Annotated in this window: 16 protein-coding genes; 10 read left to right on the top strand and 6 right to left on the bottom strand. The window is 69.7% G+C overall.

Annotated features, from left to right (window positions below):
• The first annotated feature begins 204 nt into the window (after positions 1-204).
• From Afe05nite_RS38055 to Afe05nite_RS38090, 8 genes are all read left to right on the top strand, one after another.
• Positions 205-1,515 (top strand): ABC transporter substrate-binding protein, encoded by a 1,311-nt coding sequence (locus Afe05nite_RS38055; protein ID WP_203822180.1) that lies wholly within the window; start codon positions 205-207, stop codon positions 1,513-1,515.
• A 58-nt stretch (positions 1,516-1,573) separates the two neighbouring features.
• Positions 1,574-2,464: a carbohydrate ABC transporter permease gene (locus tag Afe05nite_RS38060; protein WP_203822181.1), complete on the top strand. Its 891-nt coding sequence runs from the start codon at positions 1,574-1,576 to the stop codon at positions 2,462-2,464.
• Position 2,465: 1 nt separating this feature from the next.
• The gene (locus Afe05nite_RS38065) at positions 2,466-3,350 is read left to right on the top strand and encodes a carbohydrate ABC transporter permease (RefSeq protein WP_203822182.1); all 885 of its coding nucleotides are present in this window, start codon (positions 2,466-2,468) and stop codon (positions 3,348-3,350) included.
• Between the two features lie 35 nt (positions 3,351-3,385).
• A complete protein-coding gene (gene yicI, locus Afe05nite_RS38070) occupies positions 3,386-5,617 on the top strand; it encodes an alpha-xylosidase (protein ID WP_203822183.1) in 2,232 nt (743 codons plus the stop codon).
• 317 nt (positions 5,618-5,934) lie between these two features.
• A complete protein-coding gene (locus Afe05nite_RS38075) occupies positions 5,935-6,954 on the top strand; it encodes a PfkB family carbohydrate kinase (protein ID WP_203822184.1) in 1,020 nt (339 codons plus the stop codon).
• A complete protein-coding gene (locus Afe05nite_RS38080; protein WP_203822185.1) occupies positions 6,947-8,269 on the top strand; it encodes a family 4 glycosyl hydrolase in 1,323 nt (440 codons plus the stop codon). The genes Afe05nite_RS38075 and Afe05nite_RS38080 overlap by 8 nt, the downstream gene beginning before the upstream one ends.
• A gap of 278 nt (positions 8,270-8,547) precedes the next feature.
• Complete coding sequence (locus Afe05nite_RS38085; protein ID WP_203822186.1) at positions 8,548-9,105, top strand: redoxin domain-containing protein; 558 nt, start codon at positions 8,548-8,550, stop codon at positions 9,103-9,105.
• A 99-nt stretch (positions 9,106-9,204) separates the two neighbouring features.
• Positions 9,205-9,684 (top strand): GNAT family N-acetyltransferase, encoded by a 480-nt coding sequence (locus tag Afe05nite_RS38090; protein WP_203822187.1) that lies wholly within the window; start codon positions 9,205-9,207, stop codon positions 9,682-9,684.
• 24 nt (positions 9,685-9,708) lie between these two features.
• On the opposite strand, the gene Afe05nite_RS38095 is transcribed toward Afe05nite_RS38090, so the two are convergent.
• From Afe05nite_RS38095 to Afe05nite_RS38105, 3 genes are all read right to left on the bottom strand, one after another.
• Positions 9,709-10,599 (bottom strand): M56 family metallopeptidase, encoded by an 891-nt coding sequence (locus Afe05nite_RS38095; protein ID WP_203822188.1) that lies wholly within the window; start codon positions 10,597-10,599, stop codon positions 9,709-9,711.
• On the bottom strand, positions 10,596-10,976 hold the full coding sequence (locus Afe05nite_RS38100; RefSeq protein WP_203822189.1) for a BlaI/MecI/CopY family transcriptional regulator: 381 nt from the start codon (positions 10,974-10,976) through the stop codon (positions 10,596-10,598). The genes Afe05nite_RS38095 and Afe05nite_RS38100 overlap by 4 nt, the downstream gene beginning before the upstream one ends.
• A 67-nt stretch (positions 10,977-11,043) precedes the next feature.
• Positions 11,044-12,696 carry a methyl-accepting chemotaxis protein gene (locus Afe05nite_RS38105; RefSeq protein ID WP_203822190.1) on the bottom strand — a complete coding sequence of 551 codons (1,653 nt, stop codon included), beginning with the start codon at positions 12,694-12,696 and terminating at the stop codon, positions 11,044-11,046.
• A 292-nt stretch (positions 12,697-12,988) separates the two neighbouring features.
• On the opposite strand from Afe05nite_RS38105, the gene Afe05nite_RS38110 reads away from it, so the two are divergent.
• On the top strand, positions 12,989-13,780 hold the full coding sequence (locus Afe05nite_RS38110; RefSeq protein ID WP_203822191.1) for an N-formylglutamate amidohydrolase: 792 nt from the start codon (positions 12,989-12,991) through the stop codon (positions 13,778-13,780).
• Here Afe05nite_RS38110 and Afe05nite_RS38115 read toward each other — a convergent pair.
• Both Afe05nite_RS38115 and Afe05nite_RS38120 read right to left on the bottom strand, forming a co-directional pair.
• Positions 13,773-14,192 carry a GNAT family N-acetyltransferase gene (locus Afe05nite_RS38115; RefSeq protein ID WP_203822192.1) on the bottom strand — a complete coding sequence of 140 codons (420 nt, stop codon included), beginning with the start codon at positions 14,190-14,192 and terminating at the stop codon, positions 13,773-13,775. The genes Afe05nite_RS38110 and Afe05nite_RS38115 overlap by 8 nt on opposite strands.
• Positions 14,189-14,659 (bottom strand): molybdenum cofactor biosysynthesis protein, encoded by a 471-nt coding sequence (locus Afe05nite_RS38120; RefSeq protein WP_203822193.1) that lies wholly within the window; start codon positions 14,657-14,659, stop codon positions 14,189-14,191. Before Afe05nite_RS38120 ends, Afe05nite_RS38115 begins: the two co-directional genes overlap by 4 nt.
• Before the next feature lie 206 nt (positions 14,660-14,865).
• On the opposite strand from Afe05nite_RS38120, the gene Afe05nite_RS38125 reads away from it, so the two are divergent.
• Positions 14,866-15,657: a phosphatase PAP2 family protein gene (locus Afe05nite_RS38125; protein WP_203822194.1), complete on the top strand. Its 792-nt coding sequence runs from the start codon at positions 14,866-14,868 to the stop codon at positions 15,655-15,657.
• A gap of 109 nt (positions 15,658-15,766) precedes the next feature.
• Here the strand turns inward: Afe05nite_RS38125 and Afe05nite_RS38130 are convergent, their stop codons facing one another.
• Complete coding sequence (locus tag Afe05nite_RS38130) at positions 15,767-17,092, bottom strand: neutral zinc metallopeptidase (protein ID WP_203822195.1); 1,326 nt, start codon at positions 17,090-17,092, stop codon at positions 15,767-15,769.
• Positions 17,093-17,271: the final 179 nt, after the last annotated feature.

Below are 17,271 nucleotides of genomic sequence, written 5' to 3' on the forward strand. Positions count from 1 at the left end.
GAGAGGGGTGGCGGGGAGAGCAGGCTCACGCCCGGCGGGTGAGGTGGGTCATGGCGCGGGAGGCGTTCGATCGTTGCGAAATGTATTCGTCACGCCGTTGACATGGGAGCGCCGCGAAGCCTAACGTCCCCTCAAAGTCCCGCGTCGAAGCGCTTCGACAATCTATCGTCGAAGCGCTTCGACGATCCCACCCCGGAGGACGGCATGTTCAGATCACGAGCCGGCGTCGTTGCCGGTGCGATGTTGCTGGCCACCTCGCTGGCTATGACCGCATGCAGCGGTTCCGGCTCGGACAGCGACGAGGGGAGTGACGCCAAGACGCTCACTCTCTGGCACTACGAGGGTCCCACCAGCGCCATGGGGGTGGCCTGGAACAAGGCGATCGAGCTGTTCAAGGCCAAGCACCCGGGCGTCGAGGTGAAGTTCGAGGAGAAGTCCTTCGAGCAGATCCAGCAGAACGCCCAGATGATTCTCAACTCCGACAGCGCACCCGACATCCTCGAATACAACAAGGGCAACGCCACCGCCGGTCTGCTCTCGAAGCAGGGTCTGCTCACCGACCTGTCGGACGAGGCGAGCAAGCGGGGCTGGGACAAGAAGCTCAGCAGCAGCCTCGCCACCACGGCGAAGTACGACGAAGACGGCATCATGGGCTCGGGCAAGACCTACGGCATCCCGAACTACGGGGAATTCGTCGAGGTCTATTACAACCAGGACATGTTCAAGAAGTACAACCTCCAGGTCCCGACCACCCTGGACGATTTCACCAAGGTGATGGACGCCTTCAAGGCCAAGGGCATCACGCCGTTGAGCGTCGGCGGCGCGGAATACCCGGCCCAGCAGATCTTCTACGAGCTGGCGCTGTCGAAGGCCGACCGGTCGTGGGTGAACGACTACCAGCTCTACAAGAACAAGGTGGACTTCCACGACGCGCAGTTGACCTACGGCGCGCAGACGTTCGCGGACTGGGTCAGCAAGGGTTACATCGCCAAGAACTCGGCCGGCATCAAGGCCGAGGACATGGGCGTCGCCTGGGAGCAGGGCAAATTCCCGATCATGATCTCGGGCAGCTGGTGGTACGGGCGGTTCGCCAGCGAGGTGAAGAACTTCCAGTGGGGCACGTTCCTTTTCCCGGGCAACAAACTGCACCCGGGCTCGAGCGGCAACCTGTGGGTGGTCCCGGAGAAGAGCAAGGCCAAGAGTCTCGCGTACGACTTCATCGACATCACCATGCAGCCCGAGGTGCAGAACCTGCTCGGGAACAGTGGTGGCCTCCCGATCGCGGCCGACCCGGCGGCGATCACCGACCCGAAGAACAAGGAACTCATCGAGACCTTCAACAAGGTGTCGTCCGAGGACGGTCTGGCCTTCTACCCGGACTGGCCGGCGCCCGGTTATTACGACGTCATGGTCGGCGGCGTGCAGAGTCTGATCAACGGCTCGAAGACGCCCGCCGCGTTCCTCGACGAGGTCGCCAAGCCGTACAACGAGAACCTGGCCGACCTCGGCAAGTGACGAGTCCCCGCGGGCGGCGTGCGCCGTCCGCGGGCCCCCCGAAAGAAGGAACGTCACCGTGGCCGGAAAAAAGGGTTACGCGGTCTACCTCATTCCGGGTGTGATCCTGTCGGTGGCCGTCATCGTGGTGCCGCTGGTCATGACGGTCTACACCAGTTTCACGAAATGGAACGGCGTCGGCGACCAGAAGTGGATCGGCTTCGACAACTACACCCGGCTCTTCGAGGACTCGCTGTTCTGGTCGTCGTTCGGGCACATCCTGCTGCTGATCCTGGCCATGGCGGTGGTGCCGACGCTGCTCGGACTGGTGCTGGCGGCGGTGCTGTTCGACTACATCGGCAAGCACTTCGGCGATCGGTGGGCGGCGGTCTTCCGGTCCGGGTTCTATCTCCCGCAGGTCATTCCGGTGGCGGTCACCGGCATCGTGTGGGGCTGGATCCTGCACCCCGATTACGGCGCACTGAACAAGATTCTCGACTCGATCGGGCTGACCGGGCTGGCGAAGAACTGGCTGGGCGACCCGAAATACGCGCTCTACAGCGTCATGGGGGTGATGATCTGGTTCCAGCTCGGCTATCCGATCGTCATGTTCATGTCCGGCCTGCAGCGCGTCGACCCGGCGCTGTACGAGGCGGCGGATCTCGACGGGGCGACCTGGTGGCAGCGATTCCGGAAGATCACCGTCTATCTGATCCGGCCGGAGTTCTATGTGGTCCTGGTGACCACCACGATCGCCGCGCTGAAGATCTTCGGGCAGATCTTCGTGCTCACCGGGGGCGGCCCGAGCAATTCGACACTGGTGCCGTCGTACTTCGCCTACAAGAACTTCTTCGAGAAGGCCCAGGTGGGGTACGGGTCGGCGATCTCGACAGTCCTCACCGTGCTCATCATCGTGCTGGCGATCGTGTTCCTGCGGCTGCAGAACCGAGCCGAGAAGGCCGGAGCCTGACATGACAGTTACCGCTGCCCCGCCGGCGATGCGGGAGACCGGGGAGCCGGTCGTGGCGGCGAAGCACCGCAACCCGGTGCGGTTCGCCGTTCTGATCGCGCTTCTCGTGCTGCTTCTGCTGATGCTCGCCCCACTGCTGGTGGTCGCGTTGAACGCGATCAAAAGCCCGTCCGAGTACGCCAGTGGCGGTCCGCTGTCGCTGCCCGGTCACCTCTACTGGGACGGCATCGTCAATTTCTGGAACCGGGTCGACTTCGGTCAGAAGCTCTGGAACAGTTTCCTGACCAGTCTGGTCGTGGCGGTGCTCGGCGTCGTCGTGAGCATCCTCAACGCGTACGCGTTGGGCATCGGCCGGGTCAAGGGCCGGATCTGGTTCCTGGTCTTCTTCCTGGTGGCCAACCTGCTGCCGCAGGAGGTGCTGGTCTATCCGCTCTATTACCTGTCCAAGCAGGTCGGTCTCTACGACAACGTGATCTCGATCATGATCATCTTCACGGTCATCCAGAGCGCGTTCGGCACCTATCTGCTGACGTCGGTCTATGCGCAGTTCCCGACCGAACTGCTGGACGCCGCCGCCGTCGACGGGGCCGGCAGATGGCGGACCCTCTGGCGCGTCGTGGTCCCGGTCAGCCGGCCCACCCTCGGCGTGCTGTTCACCTTCTTCTTCATCTGGACGTGGAACGAGTTCTTCCTTCCGCTGGTCTTCCTGATCTCGAACGACAATCAGACCGTGCCGGTCGCCCTCGGCGTGCTGCAGGGCGACCGCCTGATGGACGCGACGACGACAAGTGCCTCCGCGCTGATCGGCATCCTGCCGGCGATGTTGTTCTTCGTGATCTTCCAGCGCACGCTCACCCGCGGCATCACCGCCGGCGCCATCAAGTAGCCGTCGCCGGGCTTCCGAGAGAGTAAAGGACCGACATGAAGTTCACGGACGGCTTCTGGCTCAAGCGGGCCGGCCTGCGGGTGCTGCATCCGGCGCACCTGCGCGACACCGCGCCGGACGGGGCGACGCTCACCGCGTACGCGCCGGCCAAGAAGGTGCGGTCCCGCAGCGACACGCTGGACGCGCCGATCATCACGATCAAGTGCGAGGCGCCGGCGCCGGACGTCATCCGCGTGTCGATCGGCCACTTCCTCGGCGGGGTCCGGCAGGGTCCCGAGTTCGCGCTGAACACCGAGGAGCACGAGGTCACCGTCACCGACAACGCGCTCACCTCCGGGGCGCTGACCGCCGAGTTCCGAACCGGGGAGGAGTGGGGCCTCGACTTCCTGGCCGACGGCAAGCGGCTCACCGGCAGCGGCTGGAAGGGCATGGGGATCGTCGACACGGACGACGGCGCCCACTTCGTACACGAGCAGTTGGATCTCGGGGTCGGCGAAGCCGTCTACGGTCTCGGCGAGCGGTTCGGGCCGTTCGTCAAGAACGGGCAGAGCATCGACATCTGGAACGAGGACGGCGGCACCTCGAGCGAACAGGCCTACAAGAACGTCCCGTTCTACTTCACCAACAAGGGGTACGGCGTTCTCGTCGACCATCCCGGCCGGGTCTCGTTCGAGGTGGCGAGCGAGATGGTGTCCCGCACCCAGTTCAGCGTCGCCGGCCAGACCCTGTCCTACCTGGTGATCTACGGGCCGACGCCGGCCGACATCCTGCGCAAGTACACCGCTCTCACCGGCCGCCCCGCGCTGCCGCCGGACTGGTCGTTCGGGCTGTGGCTGACCACCTCGTTCACCACCCCGTACGACGAGGAGACGGTCACCGAGTTCGTCGACGGGATGGCCGCCCGGGACCTGCCGCTGAGCGTGTTCCACTTCGACACGTTCTGGATGCGCGAGTTCCACTGGTGCGACTTCGAGTGGGACCCGCGGATCTTCCCGGACCCGCCGGGCATGCTCAAGCGGCTGCACGAGCGCGGACTGCGCACGTGTCTGTGGATCAACCCGTACATCGCGCAGCGCTCGGCGATGTTCGAGGAGGGCCGGGCGAACGGTTACCTGGTGCGGTACGCCGACGGCGACGTGTGGCAGTGGGACCGGTGGCAGGCCGGCATGGGGCTGGTCGACTTCACCAACCCGGCCGCCCGCGAGTGGTACGCGGGCAAGCTGCGCGTGCTCGTCGAGATGGGCGTGGACGCGTTCAAGTCGGACTTCGGCGAGCGCATCCCCACCGACGTCGTCTGGCACGACGGGTCCGACCCGGAACGGATGCACAACTACTACACGCAGCTCTACAACCAGGTCGTCTTCGACGTGCTCCGGGAGGCCCGCGGCGACGGCGAGGCGGTGCTGTTCGCCCGCTCGGCGACGGTCGGCGGGCAGCAGTTCCCGGTGCACTGGGGCGGCGACAACTCCGCGACGTTCGAGTCGATGGCCGAGTCGCTGCGCGGCGGCCTGTCGCTGATGTCCTCCGGCTTCGGCTTCTGGAGTCACGACATCGGCGGCTTCGAGGGCCGTCCCGATCCGGCCGTGTTCAAGCGGTGGATCGCGTTCGGGCTGCTCTCGTCGCACAGCCGGCTGCACGGCAACCACTCGTACCGGGTGCCGTGGCTGTTCGACGAGGAGTCGGTCGACGTGCTGCGCAAGTTCACCCACCTCAAGTACAGCCTCATGCCGTACCTCTCCGGTGCCGCCCGTGAAGCGCACCGGACCGGCCTGCCGGTGATGCGCCCGATGATCGTCGGTTTCCCCGCCGACCCCGCCGTCACCCACCTCGACCGGCAGTACCTGCTGGGCGGCGACCTGCTCGTCGCGCCGGTGCTGTCGGCGGCCGGCGAGGTCACCTACTACGTGCCGGCCGGGCGGTGGACGCGCCTGGAGAGCCGGGAGGTCGTCGAGGGCCCGGCCTGGGTGACCGAGACGCACGGCTTCGACAGTGCGCCGGTGCTGGTGCGCCCGGGCGCGGTGCTGCCGATCGGCAACCGCACCGACCGGCCCGACTACGACCACGCGGACGGCGTCACCCTGCGGCTCTACGAACCGGCCGAGGGGAGCACCACGGTGGACGTCGGCACCACCACGTTCACCGTCACCCGCGACGGCACCGCGATCCGGGTCGACCGGGACGGCCCGGAGTTGCCGTGGCGGGTCGAACTGGTCGGCGGTGCCTCCGCCGACCTCGGCGCCACCGAGGCGATGTGGTTGACCGACTAGTTGTGGTGACACCTGCCGAACGGCGGCCGGTCGGACTACCCGACCGGCCGCCGTTCCGGTTTCGGGGGTGGGCTGGTCCGGGAGCGGCGATATCCTGATCCGCGCCATCGACAAGCGGCTGAGGCTCACCGGCATCACCTGGCCACGGTTGGGGTACGGGCTCGCTGTCGTCAACCATCGGTTCCCCTCGCCACCGGCTACCGGCAGGATCGCCGACCGCCGTGGGCCCGGTCCCGCCGACCGGGCGGCGGAGACCGGACCGGGGGGTGAAAGCAGGATCACGATTCCGGGGAGCGGGTAGGAATTACGATCACGGGATGGACCTCTTCGTCCCGGGAGTCGTCTACCTCGACATCATCTTCACCGGCCTGCGGGAACTGCCCCGGCCGGGCACCGAGGTGTGGGCGACCGGCATGGGCTCGTGCCCGGGCGGGGTGGCGAACCTCGCGGTCGCGGCGGCCCGGCTCGGGCTGGGCACGGGGCTGGGCACGGCGATCGCCACCGACGCGTACGGGGATTTCTGCGCGTCGACGCTGAGCACGCAGGAGAACGTGGACCTGAGTTGTTCGCGGCGCGTCGAGGGGCATTCGCCGGTCACCGTCTCGCTGGCGTACGACCGGGACCGCAGCATGATCACCCACGACCACCCGCCCGCCCTGAACGCCGACGGCCTGGTCGGTGAGCTGCCCGCGACCCGGGCCGCCTCGGTGAGCCTGACCAAGGACCGGCAGCCGTGGGTCGGCAAGGCCCGCGCGGCCGGCACCCTGGTGTTCGCCGACGTCGGCTGGGACGCCAGCGCGCAGTGGCCGCCCGAGGCCCTCGACATGCTCTCCGACTGCTACGCCTTCCTGCCGAACTCGGTCGAGGCGATGCGTTACACCCGGGCGTCGTCCCCGCAGGAGGCCGCGCGCCGGCTCGCCGGCCTGGTCCCGGTGGTGGTCGTGACCTGCGGTTCGGACGGGGCGATCGCGCTCGACTCGGCCACCGGTGAGATCGTGCACGCGCCCGCCGTACCGGTGGAGGCGCTCGACCCGACCGGCGCGGGTGACGTCTTCATGGCCGGTTTCATCCTCGGCACGCTGTCGGACTGGCCGCTGGCCCAGCGGCTGGCCTTCGCCAACCTGATCGCGTCGATGTCGGTGCAGCATTTCGGCGGTTCGCTGTCGGCGCCCGGCTGGGGCGACATCGCCGACTGGTGGCGCACCGCCCGCGACGACGCCGCGCTCGCCGGCCGGTACGCCTTTCTCGACGACGTCGTCCCCGGTGGCGAGCGGCGCACCGTCCGCCGGGCCGGCGCCACCATCGCCCGACTATCGGATGCGCGTGCCCATGACTGAGAAGCTCACCCTGACCATCCTCGGCGGCGGCGGTTTCCGCGTCCCGCTGGTCTACGGCGCCCTGCTCGGCGACGACTCGCCGATCGGCAGGGTCGTCCTGCACGACGTCGACGACGGCCGGCTGGCGGCGATCCGGCGCGTGCTGGCCGCCCAGGCCGCGACGTCGCCGGCGGCGCCCGCGGTCGAGGCGACCACCGACCTCACGGCCGCGCTGACCGGCGCCGACTTCGTGTTCAGCGCCATCCGCGTCGAGGGCCTGGCCGGCCGCGTCGTCGACGAGCGGGTCGCCCTCGGCGAGGGCGTGCTCGGCCAGGAGACGGTCGGTGCCGGCGGGGTCGCCTACGGCCTGCGGACGGTCCCGGTGGCGACCGCCATCGCGCGGCGGATCGCGCTGGTCGCGCCGGCGGCCTGGGTCATCAACTTCACCAACCCGGCCGGCCTGGTCACCGAGGCGATGGCGGCCCATCTGGGCGAGCGGGTCATCGGCATCTGCGACTCACCCTCGGCGCTGGCCCGGCGGGTGGTGCGGGCGCTGGGGCGCCGGGCCGACGACGTACGCGTCGAATACGCGGGACTCAACCATCTCGGCTGGCTCACCGGCGTACGGCAGGGATCGGAAAACCTGTTGCCCCGCCTTCTCGGAGATGACGACGGCCTTTCCTCGGTCGAGGAGGGTCGCCTTTTCGGGCGATCGCGCCTGCGCGATCTCGCGGCCGTGCCGAACGAATATCTGCGCTATTACTACGACACCGCGGAAATGGTGCGGGCCGAGCTCGGTGCCGCCGAGACCCGGGGGGAATTCCTGCTCCGGCAACAGCAGGAATGCTATCGGGAATTGGCGTCGGAAGATCCGCTCGGCGCCTGGGAGAAGGCACTCCGTCAGCGCGACGCCACCTACCTGGCGCTGGAGGGACTGGGGGAGCGTGATGACGCCGAGGGCGGTGGTTACGAGCGGATCGCGCTCGCGCTGATGACGGCCATCGCCCGCGCCGAGCCGGCCGAGCTGATCCTGAACGTGCGCAACGCCGGGACGATCGCCGCCCTGGACGACGACGCGGTGGTCGAGGTCCCGTGCCGGGTCGACGGTTCCGGCGCGCACCCCCACCCGGACGCGACGGTGCCGGCCCATGGGATCGAACTGGTCAGGCGGGTCAAAGCGACCGAGCGGGCGATTCTCGCGGCCGCGACGCAGGGGTCGCGCACGATGGCGGTACGCGCGATGGCGGCCCATCCGCTGGTGGACTCGGAGCCGATCGCCCGCCGCCTGGTCGACGAGTACGTCTCCCGGCTGCCGTCGTTGTCCTACCTGCGGTAGCGCGCCATACCGTTTCGCTCATCCCGCCGCCCCGTTCCCGGCATTTGGAAGGGATGCGCGGCCCTGGCCAGCGCCACTTCCATCAGCTGAGAAATCTCAGCGGCTTCCGGGGGATTTGGCGTGGCGGGGCCCCTCGGGCACTGTAGAGGAGCGTCGTCGGAGTCCGTCCGTGATGCTTATCATCCCTATAGGTAAGATAGGTTATTGCCACCGGCTGGTCGTCAGATGGGCCGGCTGGTCGTCAAATGAGTCGGCTAGTCGTTAGATGAGGGAGCACGATGACAACGGCCTTGCACCGGCAGGTGCCGTCAGTCCGCGAACCCGCGGACGACATCTGGCACCGGATGGTCGAACCCGGCCTCCGCCTGCCCTCGCAGCACCTGCTCGAGGCCGACCTCGGGCCCATCCACCTCGACCGCCTCCGGCAGACCGGCCCGATCGTGTTCGTCTTCTTCCGGTACGCGTCGAGCGAACCCTGCAACACGGCCCTCGCCGCCTACCAGCAGCAGCTCGTCCCGGCCCTGGCCGACACCGACACCCACCTGATCGCGGTGAGCCCGCAGATCCCGCAGCGCCTGAGCGAGATCAAACGCCGCCACGACCTCACCTACCTCGTGGCCTCCGACCACCGCCACACCCTCATCGACGCCTTCAACCTCGGCTTCCACGCGCCCGGCGCCGACCGGCTGCTGGGCGCCCGCCGCTCGATCCTCCCGTTCCCCGCCGTGGTCATCACCGACCGCGCCGGCACCACCCGCTTCGCCGACGTCCGCGCCGACGGCGCCCCCCACCCCGCCCCCGCCACCATCCTGACCGCCCTCCGCGCCGTCTCCTGACCTCTTCCCCGGCGCTCCCGCGGCTCGCCGTCTCCCGCCCCGGATCGGTTCCCGGCCGGCCGCTGGTCGGCCGGCCGTGGAAGCGGGCAGAATCGGCGGATGCTGATCAGGGGAGCCGGGGACGAGGACGTGGACGCGATCGTCGCGGTCGGGCAACTGACCTGGCCGGCGACCTACGCCTTCGCGGGGGACGAGTACGTCCGGGAGGGCCTCGACACCTGGTGGTCGGCGGCGGCGATCGCGCGCAGTCTGCGGGACACCACCGTCCTGGTCGCGGTGGACGAGGCGGGTGTGATCGTCGGCGTCGGCAACATCGATCTCCGCGGCGACGTACCGATCATCTGGAAGCTCTATGTGCGGCCGGCGAGTCAGGGCACCGGCGCCGGCTCGGCGCTGCTGGCGGCGCTGCTGGCGCGGGCCACAGATCTTCCGGTACGCCTCGAGTACGTCGACGGCAACGAGCCGGCGGCCCGCTTCTACGCCGGCCGCGGGTTCACCGAGCTGCGCCGTGAACCGGGCGACCGGCCGGACTGGCCCGACACCGTCTGGCTGGAGCGCCGGCCCGGGTCCCGCCGGTGACCCCGGTCGCCGCGCCCGGTTCGGTCAGTTGGTCAGCCACGCCCGCAGGACGTCGACGAAGTCGAGGGTGGCGTTCGCCTCCAGGACAAGGCAGGCGATCACCGCGGCCGCCGGCAGGGCCAGCCGCCAGGTGGCCGTGGTCGGGGCGGGGCGGTGCAGGGCCTTGACCCGGCGGACGATGACGCCGCCGTGCACGCCCAGGGCCGGCGCGGGCGTCCGGAAGTCGGCCGTGGCCAGGGCGGCCCGCGCGACCGCCCGCGCCACCAGGTCGCGGTTGCCCAGCCCGGCGGCGGCCTCCTCGTCGGCCCAGCGTTCGACCAGGAACGAGACCGCGTCGCGGGCGGGCCGCAGCAGCGGGTTGACCGAGGCGGCGGCGCTGGTCAGCAGGACCGCCAGGTGGTGGCGGTGGGCCAGGTGAGCGCGTTCGTGGGCGAGCACGGCGCGGCGCTCGTCGGCGTCCAGGACCCGCACCATGCCGGTGGTCATCAGCACCTGGCCGGGGCGGCCGGGCACGGCCACGGCCAGCGGCTCGTCCCAGTCGGCGACGACGACGCCACCCGCGGCCGGGCCCGCGTCCCGCAGGCGGCGGGCGGTGCTGCGGTGGCGGTGCACGTCGCGGGCGAGGTTGAGCAGACAGGCGGCCAGCACCACGGCGGCGGTGACCGCGACCCGGTCGGGGACCGGTTCGGGCAGATGCACGCCGGGACGGCTGTCCAGGGCCACCATCGCGGGCAGGTCGTCGAAGAGGGTCAGCACCAGCAGCAGCAGCGACCAGACCGACGCCGCGGCGGTCAGGACCGAAGCCGCTACCAGGGCCAGGACGGCGGCGCGGGGACGGGCGCGGTCGGTGAGTTGGCGGGCGGCCAGGGCTACCAGGACCGGCAGCAGCAGGGGGAGATAGACGGTGAAGGTCACGCTTCGCGCTCCGCCAGCAGAGCGCGCAGCATCTGCACGTCGTCGGCCTCCAGACCGGCGGCGAACTGCTGCAGGACCGCCTGCCGGTCGGGCCGCTCGTCGAGGGCGGCCCGCATGCGGGTGGCGGTCAGGGTCGCCGCGTCCTGCGCCGGCCAGTAGGCGTGCCCCCGGCCGCGGTCGGCCGGGCCGCGCCGGACCAGTTCCTTCTCGAGCAGGCGGATCAGGATGGTCAGGACAGTGTTGTAGGCCAGTTCGCCACCCAGTGCGGCCTGCACCCCGGCTGGAGTCAGCGGTTCGCCGGCCGCCCACAGGGCCGTCATCACCTCGGACTCGAGCTCGCCGCGGGCACGCCGCCGCCCGGCCTCCTCGTCGCTCATACGCCAGAGGTTACCGGCCCGAACCGGGCCCACCGCCACCCTCGGCCCGGGGCCGACCGGATCGGGTTCAGACCCGGAAGCGGGCCACGACCGCGCGCAGCTCGCCGGCGACCTGGGTCAGCTCGCCGACCGACTGGTCGGCCTCGTGCAGCGCGCCGGTCTGCGCCTGCACCGCCGCCGCCACCGAGTTGATGTTGCCGGCGATGTTGCTGCTGCCGTCGGCGGCGTCGCCGATGCTGCGGCTCATCTCCTGGGTGGTGGCGGTCTGCTCCTCGACCGCCGACGCGATGGTCATCTGGTAGTCGTTGATCTCCGCGATGATCCGGGAGATCTCGGCGATGGCCTCGACGGCGTCGGTGGTGTCGGCCTGGATCGCCTCGACCCGCCGGGCGATGTCCTCGGTCGCCTTCGCGGTCTCCTGGGCGAGGTCCTTGACCTCGGTGGCGACCACCGCGAAGCCCTTGCCGGACTCGCCGGCGCGGGCGGCCTCGATGGTGGCGTTCAGCGCCAGCAGGTTGGTCTGCTCGGCGATCTGGGTGATCACCTTGACCACGTTGCCGATCTCCTCGGACGAGGTGCCGAGCTTGGCGACGGTGTCGTTGGTGGTCTGCGCCACCGTGACGGCGCTCGCCGCGACCCGCGCCGCGTTGTTGGCGTTCTCGGCGATCTCCCGGATCGACGCGCCCATCTCGTCGCTGCCGGCCGCCGCCGACTGCACGTTCGTGGAGACGTCGCCGGCCCCGTTCGCGACCACCGCGGCCTGGTCGGCGGCCTGCCGCGCCTGATCGGCGAGGCGGGTGGTGACATCGGTCAGCCGCTGGGTGCCGGCGCCGAGGGTCTCGGCGCCGTTGGTGAGCGCCAGAACCGTGGTGCGCAGGCCCTCCCGCGCCCGGTTGACGGCGGCGGCCATGGCGCCGAGCTCGTCGCGGGAGCGGACCTCGGCGGCGACGGTCAGGTCGCCCGCGGCGACCGCGTCGAGGGCGGAGGAGACGGTGGTGAGCTGGTTGCGGATCAACCTGATGACGAGTACGCAGATGGCCGCGGCCAGGATGAAGCCGATCACCAGGGCGACAAGCGTGGTCGTCCGCGCCTGGTTGTAGGAGTCGGTGCCCTTGGCCGCCATCGCGACCGACTCGGTGTCCTCCACGCTCTGCATGGTGGCGACAGCCTCGTTGATCGACGTCTCCACGGTGTTGAACTCCGGCAGGATCTGGGCCGGGGCGGGCAACGTGTAGCCGGCCGCCATCGGCTCCCCGAAGATCACGGTGTTGCGCAGGGCCCGGTAGTGCGCCACCGCCTCCTGGAACTTCGCGAGCGCTTCCTGCCGCGCCGCCGATCCCTCGGTCAGCGTGTCGTACCTGGTCAGGGCCGCGTCCATGCTGCTGTCGGCGGTCTCGACCTCCTGCTTGCCGCCCGCCCGCGCCTCGGCGTTGCTGCCCGGACTGATATAGATCAGCATGCCGCGGAACATGCTGCCGAGCGCCCCCCGCACGTTGGCCACTTCCTGCAGCGTGTCGACGTGCTGCGACTTCATGTTCTTGAGGTCACCGTTGAGGTGCGACATCCGGTTGATCGACAGCGCCGCCACGCACAACGCCACCACAGCCACACAGGCAGCGGCCACCACGGTCTTGATAGTCAGGCTGCGGTCCCCGACAAGGGCCTCGAACACGTTGCGCTGCACAGTGATCGGTGTACCACCCTCGAGCCCTTTCGACATATCGTCACCTTAAGGTCAGAGACGCCTCCGACGGATAAATCGCTAATTTACCCTCCCGCCCCACTCCCGTCCCGTATCCTCCCGCGTCCCGCCCGTCCTGGTCCCTTGTCCCAGTGCAGTTCCGACTGCCTCGGACAGTCACCAAGGCCGGGGCTTTCTCTTCTTCGGCCGGCGGCCGTCGCTGCCCCTCAACCCGCGTCGGCCGCTGCTGCCCGACCGGATGGTGGCCGGTGGGTGTCCCAGGCGTTCCGGTCAGCAGTGTGGCTGCGGGGCCGGCGGTTAGCCTTCGCGGATGGGGTTTTCGGTGGTTGCGGGGGCGGCGGGGTCGTCGGTGATTCTGCACGTGCCGCATGCGGCCAGGGCGGTTACGGACAGGGTGCGTGAGGAGTTGCTGATTACCGGCGGTGAGTTGGGGGAGGAGCTCGATCAACTGACCGACGCGCATACCGACGTCATCGCCGCGGAGGCGGCTGCGGGTGGGGCCGTCCGGCCGTGGATCTTCGAGAATGGCCTGTCGCGTCTGGTGGTCGACCCGGAGCGGTTCCTCGGCGAGGCCGAGGAGATGCGGGCGGTGGGGATGGGGGCCATCTACACGCACGGGTACGCGGGGCGCCGGCTGCGCGACGACTCGCCGGTACGGGAGCAGGCCGCACTTCAGGAGCATTACCGGCCGTACGCGCGGGGGCTGGCCGCACTGGTCGCCGATCGGATCGCGGTGACCGGGCGGGCAGTGATTCTCGACGTGCACTCGTACTCGACCGAGGCCCTGCCGTACGAGCTGCACGGCGCCGGACCTCGCCCGCCGATCTGTCTGGGCACCGACCACTTCCACACCCCCGCGGCCCTGGTGGCGGCGGCGGTCGCGGCGTTTCCGGAAGCCGGCTTCAACACGCCGTTCGCGGGGTGTTATGTCCCGGCCGACCGTTGGCGTACCGACGCCCGGGTGGCCGCTCTGATGATCGAGATCCGGCGGGACACCTACATGATCGAGCCCGGCGGTCCGCACCACGCGGGCCTGGCCGTCGTGGCCGGTCGGCTGGCCGCCCTGATCGACGCGGTCTCCGCCGACGAACCGGTCAGCTGAGAACCCAGACGTCGTCCACGAGTTCGAAACCGTTCTTCGCGAGCACCCGCATCGAGCCGATGTTGTGCGCGGCCACGTAGGCGTGCAGCGGGCGCTCCGGCACCTCGGCCACGAACAGTGCCAGCGCCCGGCTCGCGACGCCGCGGCCCCACAATTCGCGGCCGATCCAGTAACCGATCAACCGCCGTCCGTCATCGAGCCAGCTGTTGACTCCGCCCGCGACCGTGTCGTCGACCAGAACTGTCCGCAGAATTGTCGACTCGTCGCGGCGGATCTTCGCCCAGTGCGCGTCGAACTGTTCCCGGCCGCGGGACGGGAAATCCGCCATCGCGGCCGCCGCCGGGTCGGCCTGGTGTTCGAAAAGCGTGTCGAGGTCGCTGTCCTCGACCGGCCGCAGACGCAACTCGCTCATTCCCACTTCGCCTCCACCGGGCCGATTCGCAGAATTCCGTCGTTCAACGGCGCGCAGAGGACTCCGCCCTTTCCCCGCAGAGCCTTCCACGCTCCCGGGCCGACCGTGACGTCCATCCAGGCGCACGGGTGGGCCTTGCCGTGCACCTTCAGCCGCACCGGGCCGGCCCCGGAGTCGAGGGTCAGGATCGTGCCCACGAGGTCGTCGACCGGGATTTCCGATACCAGAATGTTGCGCCGCGCCTGTGCCAGACTCGTTCCCGGCGGCAGTGACTCGCGGGCGATCAGGCTCACCGACGCGTCGCGGTGGGCCGGCTTGCCGAAGTAGCGGTCGCCGACTATGCCCAGGCCGGCCCGCACCTCGACGGCCGGCACCAGCTCACCCGCCGGGGCCGGCGACGGCCCGTCGGACGGCCGGCCCTCGAACCGGTGAATCGGGGACGCCAGCAACTCCACTATCTCCGGCATCCGGCGATTTTAGCGGCACGGAGCCACAGCGGAATGACCGGTTCGGCCGATAGGGGTGGTTCGTCCGGGTGCTGGTGAACGACGTGCGGACCGCAGGTGAAGGGGGTCATATCCGGGGGTGGCGCGAGTCTGCAAAGATCGCAGGCCGGCCACCGATTCCCGTCAATGAGGGCGAACATCCGGCCGGGACGGGGGGAGACGCGGTTATGAGCCTGCTGCAGGAACGTGCGCCGCAGAGCGTGGAGCCCAGCAAGGCGGAGCGCAGGCGGGCCCAGCTCAAACGCGCACTCCGGGAAATCCTGCTCGTCGCGCTGCTGTTCATCGCGTACAAAATCGGCCGTGTCGCGGCCTCGGGGCACGTCGGCGAAGCGCTGGCCAACGCCCAGCAGGTGTGGGATTTCGAACGAATGCTGCACCTGCCGAGCGAATTCGCGCTCCAGCATTCACTGCTCAGCCAGGAATGGCTGATAAAAGCCATGAACTGCTATTACGCGTACGTTCATTTCCCGGCCACCACGGCTTGCCTGATATATCTGTACGTCCGGCGCCGGGACCGCTACGTGCCCACCCGCCGCCTGCTCGCCTGGCTGACCGCGGCCGCCCTGGTGGTCCACCTCCTGATGCCGCTCGCCCCGCCGCGCATGATCACCGCGCTCGGCATCGTGGACACCGGCCGCCTGCTGGGCCCCGCGGTCTACGGTTCCCCGAGCAGCGATTCCCTGACCAACCAGTACGCCGCGATGCCGTCCCTGCACGTGGGCTGGGCCCTGGCGGTGGCGATCGCGATGATCGGCGCGTCCCGCTCCCGGGTCCGCTGGCTGTGGCTGGCCCACCCGGCGATCACGCTGCTCGTCGTGGTCGTGACCGGCAACCACTACTGGCTGGACGCGATAGTCGCGGCGTCCCTGCTGGGCCTGGTCGCAGCCGTACTCAACGTCCGGGCCACCACCGCCGCCGCCGTCCCGGCCATCCCCAAGCCCCGGGCGAGCGAGGGCTGAAGCGTCGCGTCCGGTTCTCGCGAGCGTTCGCGGCGGACGCGGCCCTGTCCGCCGATGGCGCCACGGGATCTCCGTCGACGCCGACGGGACAGTGCGCCGGCCGGCCGGGCTAGACGCAGACGCCCAGGCCCTCGAGGACGCCCTTGCGGTAGGCGGCGATCCGGTCGAAGGCGGACGGGCCCGCGTTGTCGCCGGCGCGACCGAAGGCGAGCAGGGCGGTCACCGCCTCGTCCAGGTCGCCGGGGGAGAGGCGGACGCCCTCGTTCGACTGGTTGTCGCGGGTCAGCAGGTCGTTGGTCCACGAGCCGGCCAGGCAGTCGACGGTCAGCTGGCCCGCCTTGTCCTCGGTCGACTCGCCCCGGCGGTCCTGGGCCGCGCGGGAGAACAGGTCGCCCAGCAACATGCCGACGGCGAAGTCGCCGATGCGTTCGTGCAGCCGGGGGCCCAGGTCGGAGCTGTCGAACGCGACGAAGTCACCGGCCGGGCAGTAGAAGGCGGCACCCTCGGCCTGCTCGTCCGGGTCCTTGCAGTCGGGTGGTGAGCCGGCCCGGAAGCCCTCGACCCGCAGTTGCTGCCAGGCGCCGCCGCCGGGCAGTTCCGGATAGGTGCGGGTCCAGTAGTCCTGGGCGTCCTTGGCGAGCAGGTTGATCGCGTCCTCGTAGGGCAGGTCCCCGCCCGTGGCCGCTTCCTCCCGGGTGCTGAACGGCACCTCGGTGACCTGAAGGTTGCTCTCGTTGTAGCTCGCACACTTGGCCACGCCCTGCTGCACGCCTTCCTGCAGGGCGCGGACCCGGTCGAACGCGTTGCCGTGCGCCCCCTCGGCCAGGGCCGGGGTGCCGGGCTGGTCGCGCAGCATCAGGATGCCCGCGACGGTGTTGTCGACCTGGCCGGCCGACGGTTTCTTGAACGCCGTCGACCGGCCTGCCTGCACTTCGGCGAGCCATGCCCCGGCATAGCAGTCGGCCTGCTGTTCGAGCACCACCGTGGGTTGCTCGGAGTCGCCGAGGCGGGCCTGGATGGCATGCCCGTACTCGTGCGCCATCACCACCCCGACCAGCAACGGCCCGAAAGCCTCCTGCAGCTGCGGGATGAGCTGCTGGTTGTCCCAGGCGATGAAATCGCCGTCGGGGCAGTAGAACGCGTTGGGCTGGTAGGCGAAGGGCTGCCCACCGCAGTCGGGCGGCGGCTTGCTCTCGGTGTACGGGTGGTAGCCGCCCTTGACCGGCTGGAACGCCTTTCCATCGGCCACCGAGGGGAACTTGGCCTGCCAGAACCGCTCGACGTCCTGGAGCGACTTGGTGACCAGTTCGGACGGTCCGGTCTGCGCGGTCGGCCCGTTCTTCCGCGATCCCTGGTCGTCGTCGGGTGCCGGGGCGAGCCCACACCCCGCCGCGACGACCGCCGCCACCACCAGTCCAACGCGTGCTGCCCGCATGGGTCTCCCTCCGACTTGTTCAGGGATACCCAATTCCCCCGATCAACGCCAACTCACAGGGGTGACAACTCCCGATAAGGTGGCTGTCACGGTCGGAAGTAACGGCTTTGTCGTAGGAGCGAATCCCGTTGGCCACTGACCTCATCCGCGTGCTGCCCGGCTACCGGTGCCACCCGGCC

Origin of the sequence: Paractinoplanes ferrugineus (assembly GCF_016862195.1) — a bacterium.
Classification (GTDB): Bacteria; Actinomycetota; Actinomycetes; order Mycobacteriales; family Micromonosporaceae; genus Actinoplanes; species Actinoplanes ferrugineus.

Excerpts from the sequence above, each read along its gene's own strand:
- Afe05nite_RS38055 (WP_203822180.1), top strand. The coding sequence starts at position 205 with ATGTTCAGATCACGAGCCGGCGTCGTTGCCGGTGCGATGTTGCTGGCC.
- Afe05nite_RS38065 (WP_203822182.1), top strand. The coding sequence starts at position 2,466 with ATGACAGTTACCGCTGCCCCGCCGGCGATGCGGGAGACCGGGGAGCCG.
- yicI (WP_203822183.1), top strand. The coding sequence starts at position 3,386 with ATGAAGTTCACGGACGGCTTCTGGCTCAAGCGGGCCGGCCTGCGGGTG.
- Afe05nite_RS38075 (WP_203822184.1), top strand. The coding sequence starts at position 5,935 with ATGGACCTCTTCGTCCCGGGAGTCGTCTACCTCGACATCATCTTCACC.
- Afe05nite_RS38080 (WP_203822185.1), top strand. The coding sequence starts at position 6,947 with ATGACTGAGAAGCTCACCCTGACCATCCTCGGCGGCGGCGGTTTCCGC.
- Afe05nite_RS38085 (WP_203822186.1), top strand. The coding sequence starts at position 8,548 with ATGACAACGGCCTTGCACCGGCAGGTGCCGTCAGTCCGCGAACCCGCG.
- Afe05nite_RS38090 (WP_203822187.1), top strand. The coding sequence starts at position 9,205 with ATGCTGATCAGGGGAGCCGGGGACGAGGACGTGGACGCGATCGTCGCG.
- Afe05nite_RS38100 (WP_203822189.1), bottom strand. The coding sequence starts at position 10,976 with ATGAGCGACGAGGAGGCCGGGCGGCGGCGTGCCCGCGGCGAGCTCGAG.
- Afe05nite_RS38105 (WP_203822190.1), bottom strand. The coding sequence starts at position 12,696 with ATGTCGAAAGGGCTCGAGGGTGGTACACCGATCACTGTGCAGCGCAAC.
- Afe05nite_RS38110 (WP_203822191.1), top strand. The coding sequence starts at position 12,989 with ATGGGGTTTTCGGTGGTTGCGGGGGCGGCGGGGTCGTCGGTGATTCTG.
- Afe05nite_RS38115 (WP_203822192.1), bottom strand. The coding sequence starts at position 14,192 with ATGAGCGAGTTGCGTCTGCGGCCGGTCGAGGACAGCGACCTCGACACG.
- Afe05nite_RS38120 (WP_203822193.1), bottom strand. The coding sequence starts at position 14,659 with ATGCCGGAGATAGTGGAGTTGCTGGCGTCCCCGATTCACCGGTTCGAG.
- Afe05nite_RS38125 (WP_203822194.1), top strand. The coding sequence starts at position 14,866 with ATGAGCCTGCTGCAGGAACGTGCGCCGCAGAGCGTGGAGCCCAGCAAG.
- Afe05nite_RS38130 (WP_203822195.1), bottom strand. The coding sequence starts at position 17,092 with ATGCGGGCAGCACGCGTTGGACTGGTGGTGGCGGCGGTCGTCGCGGCG.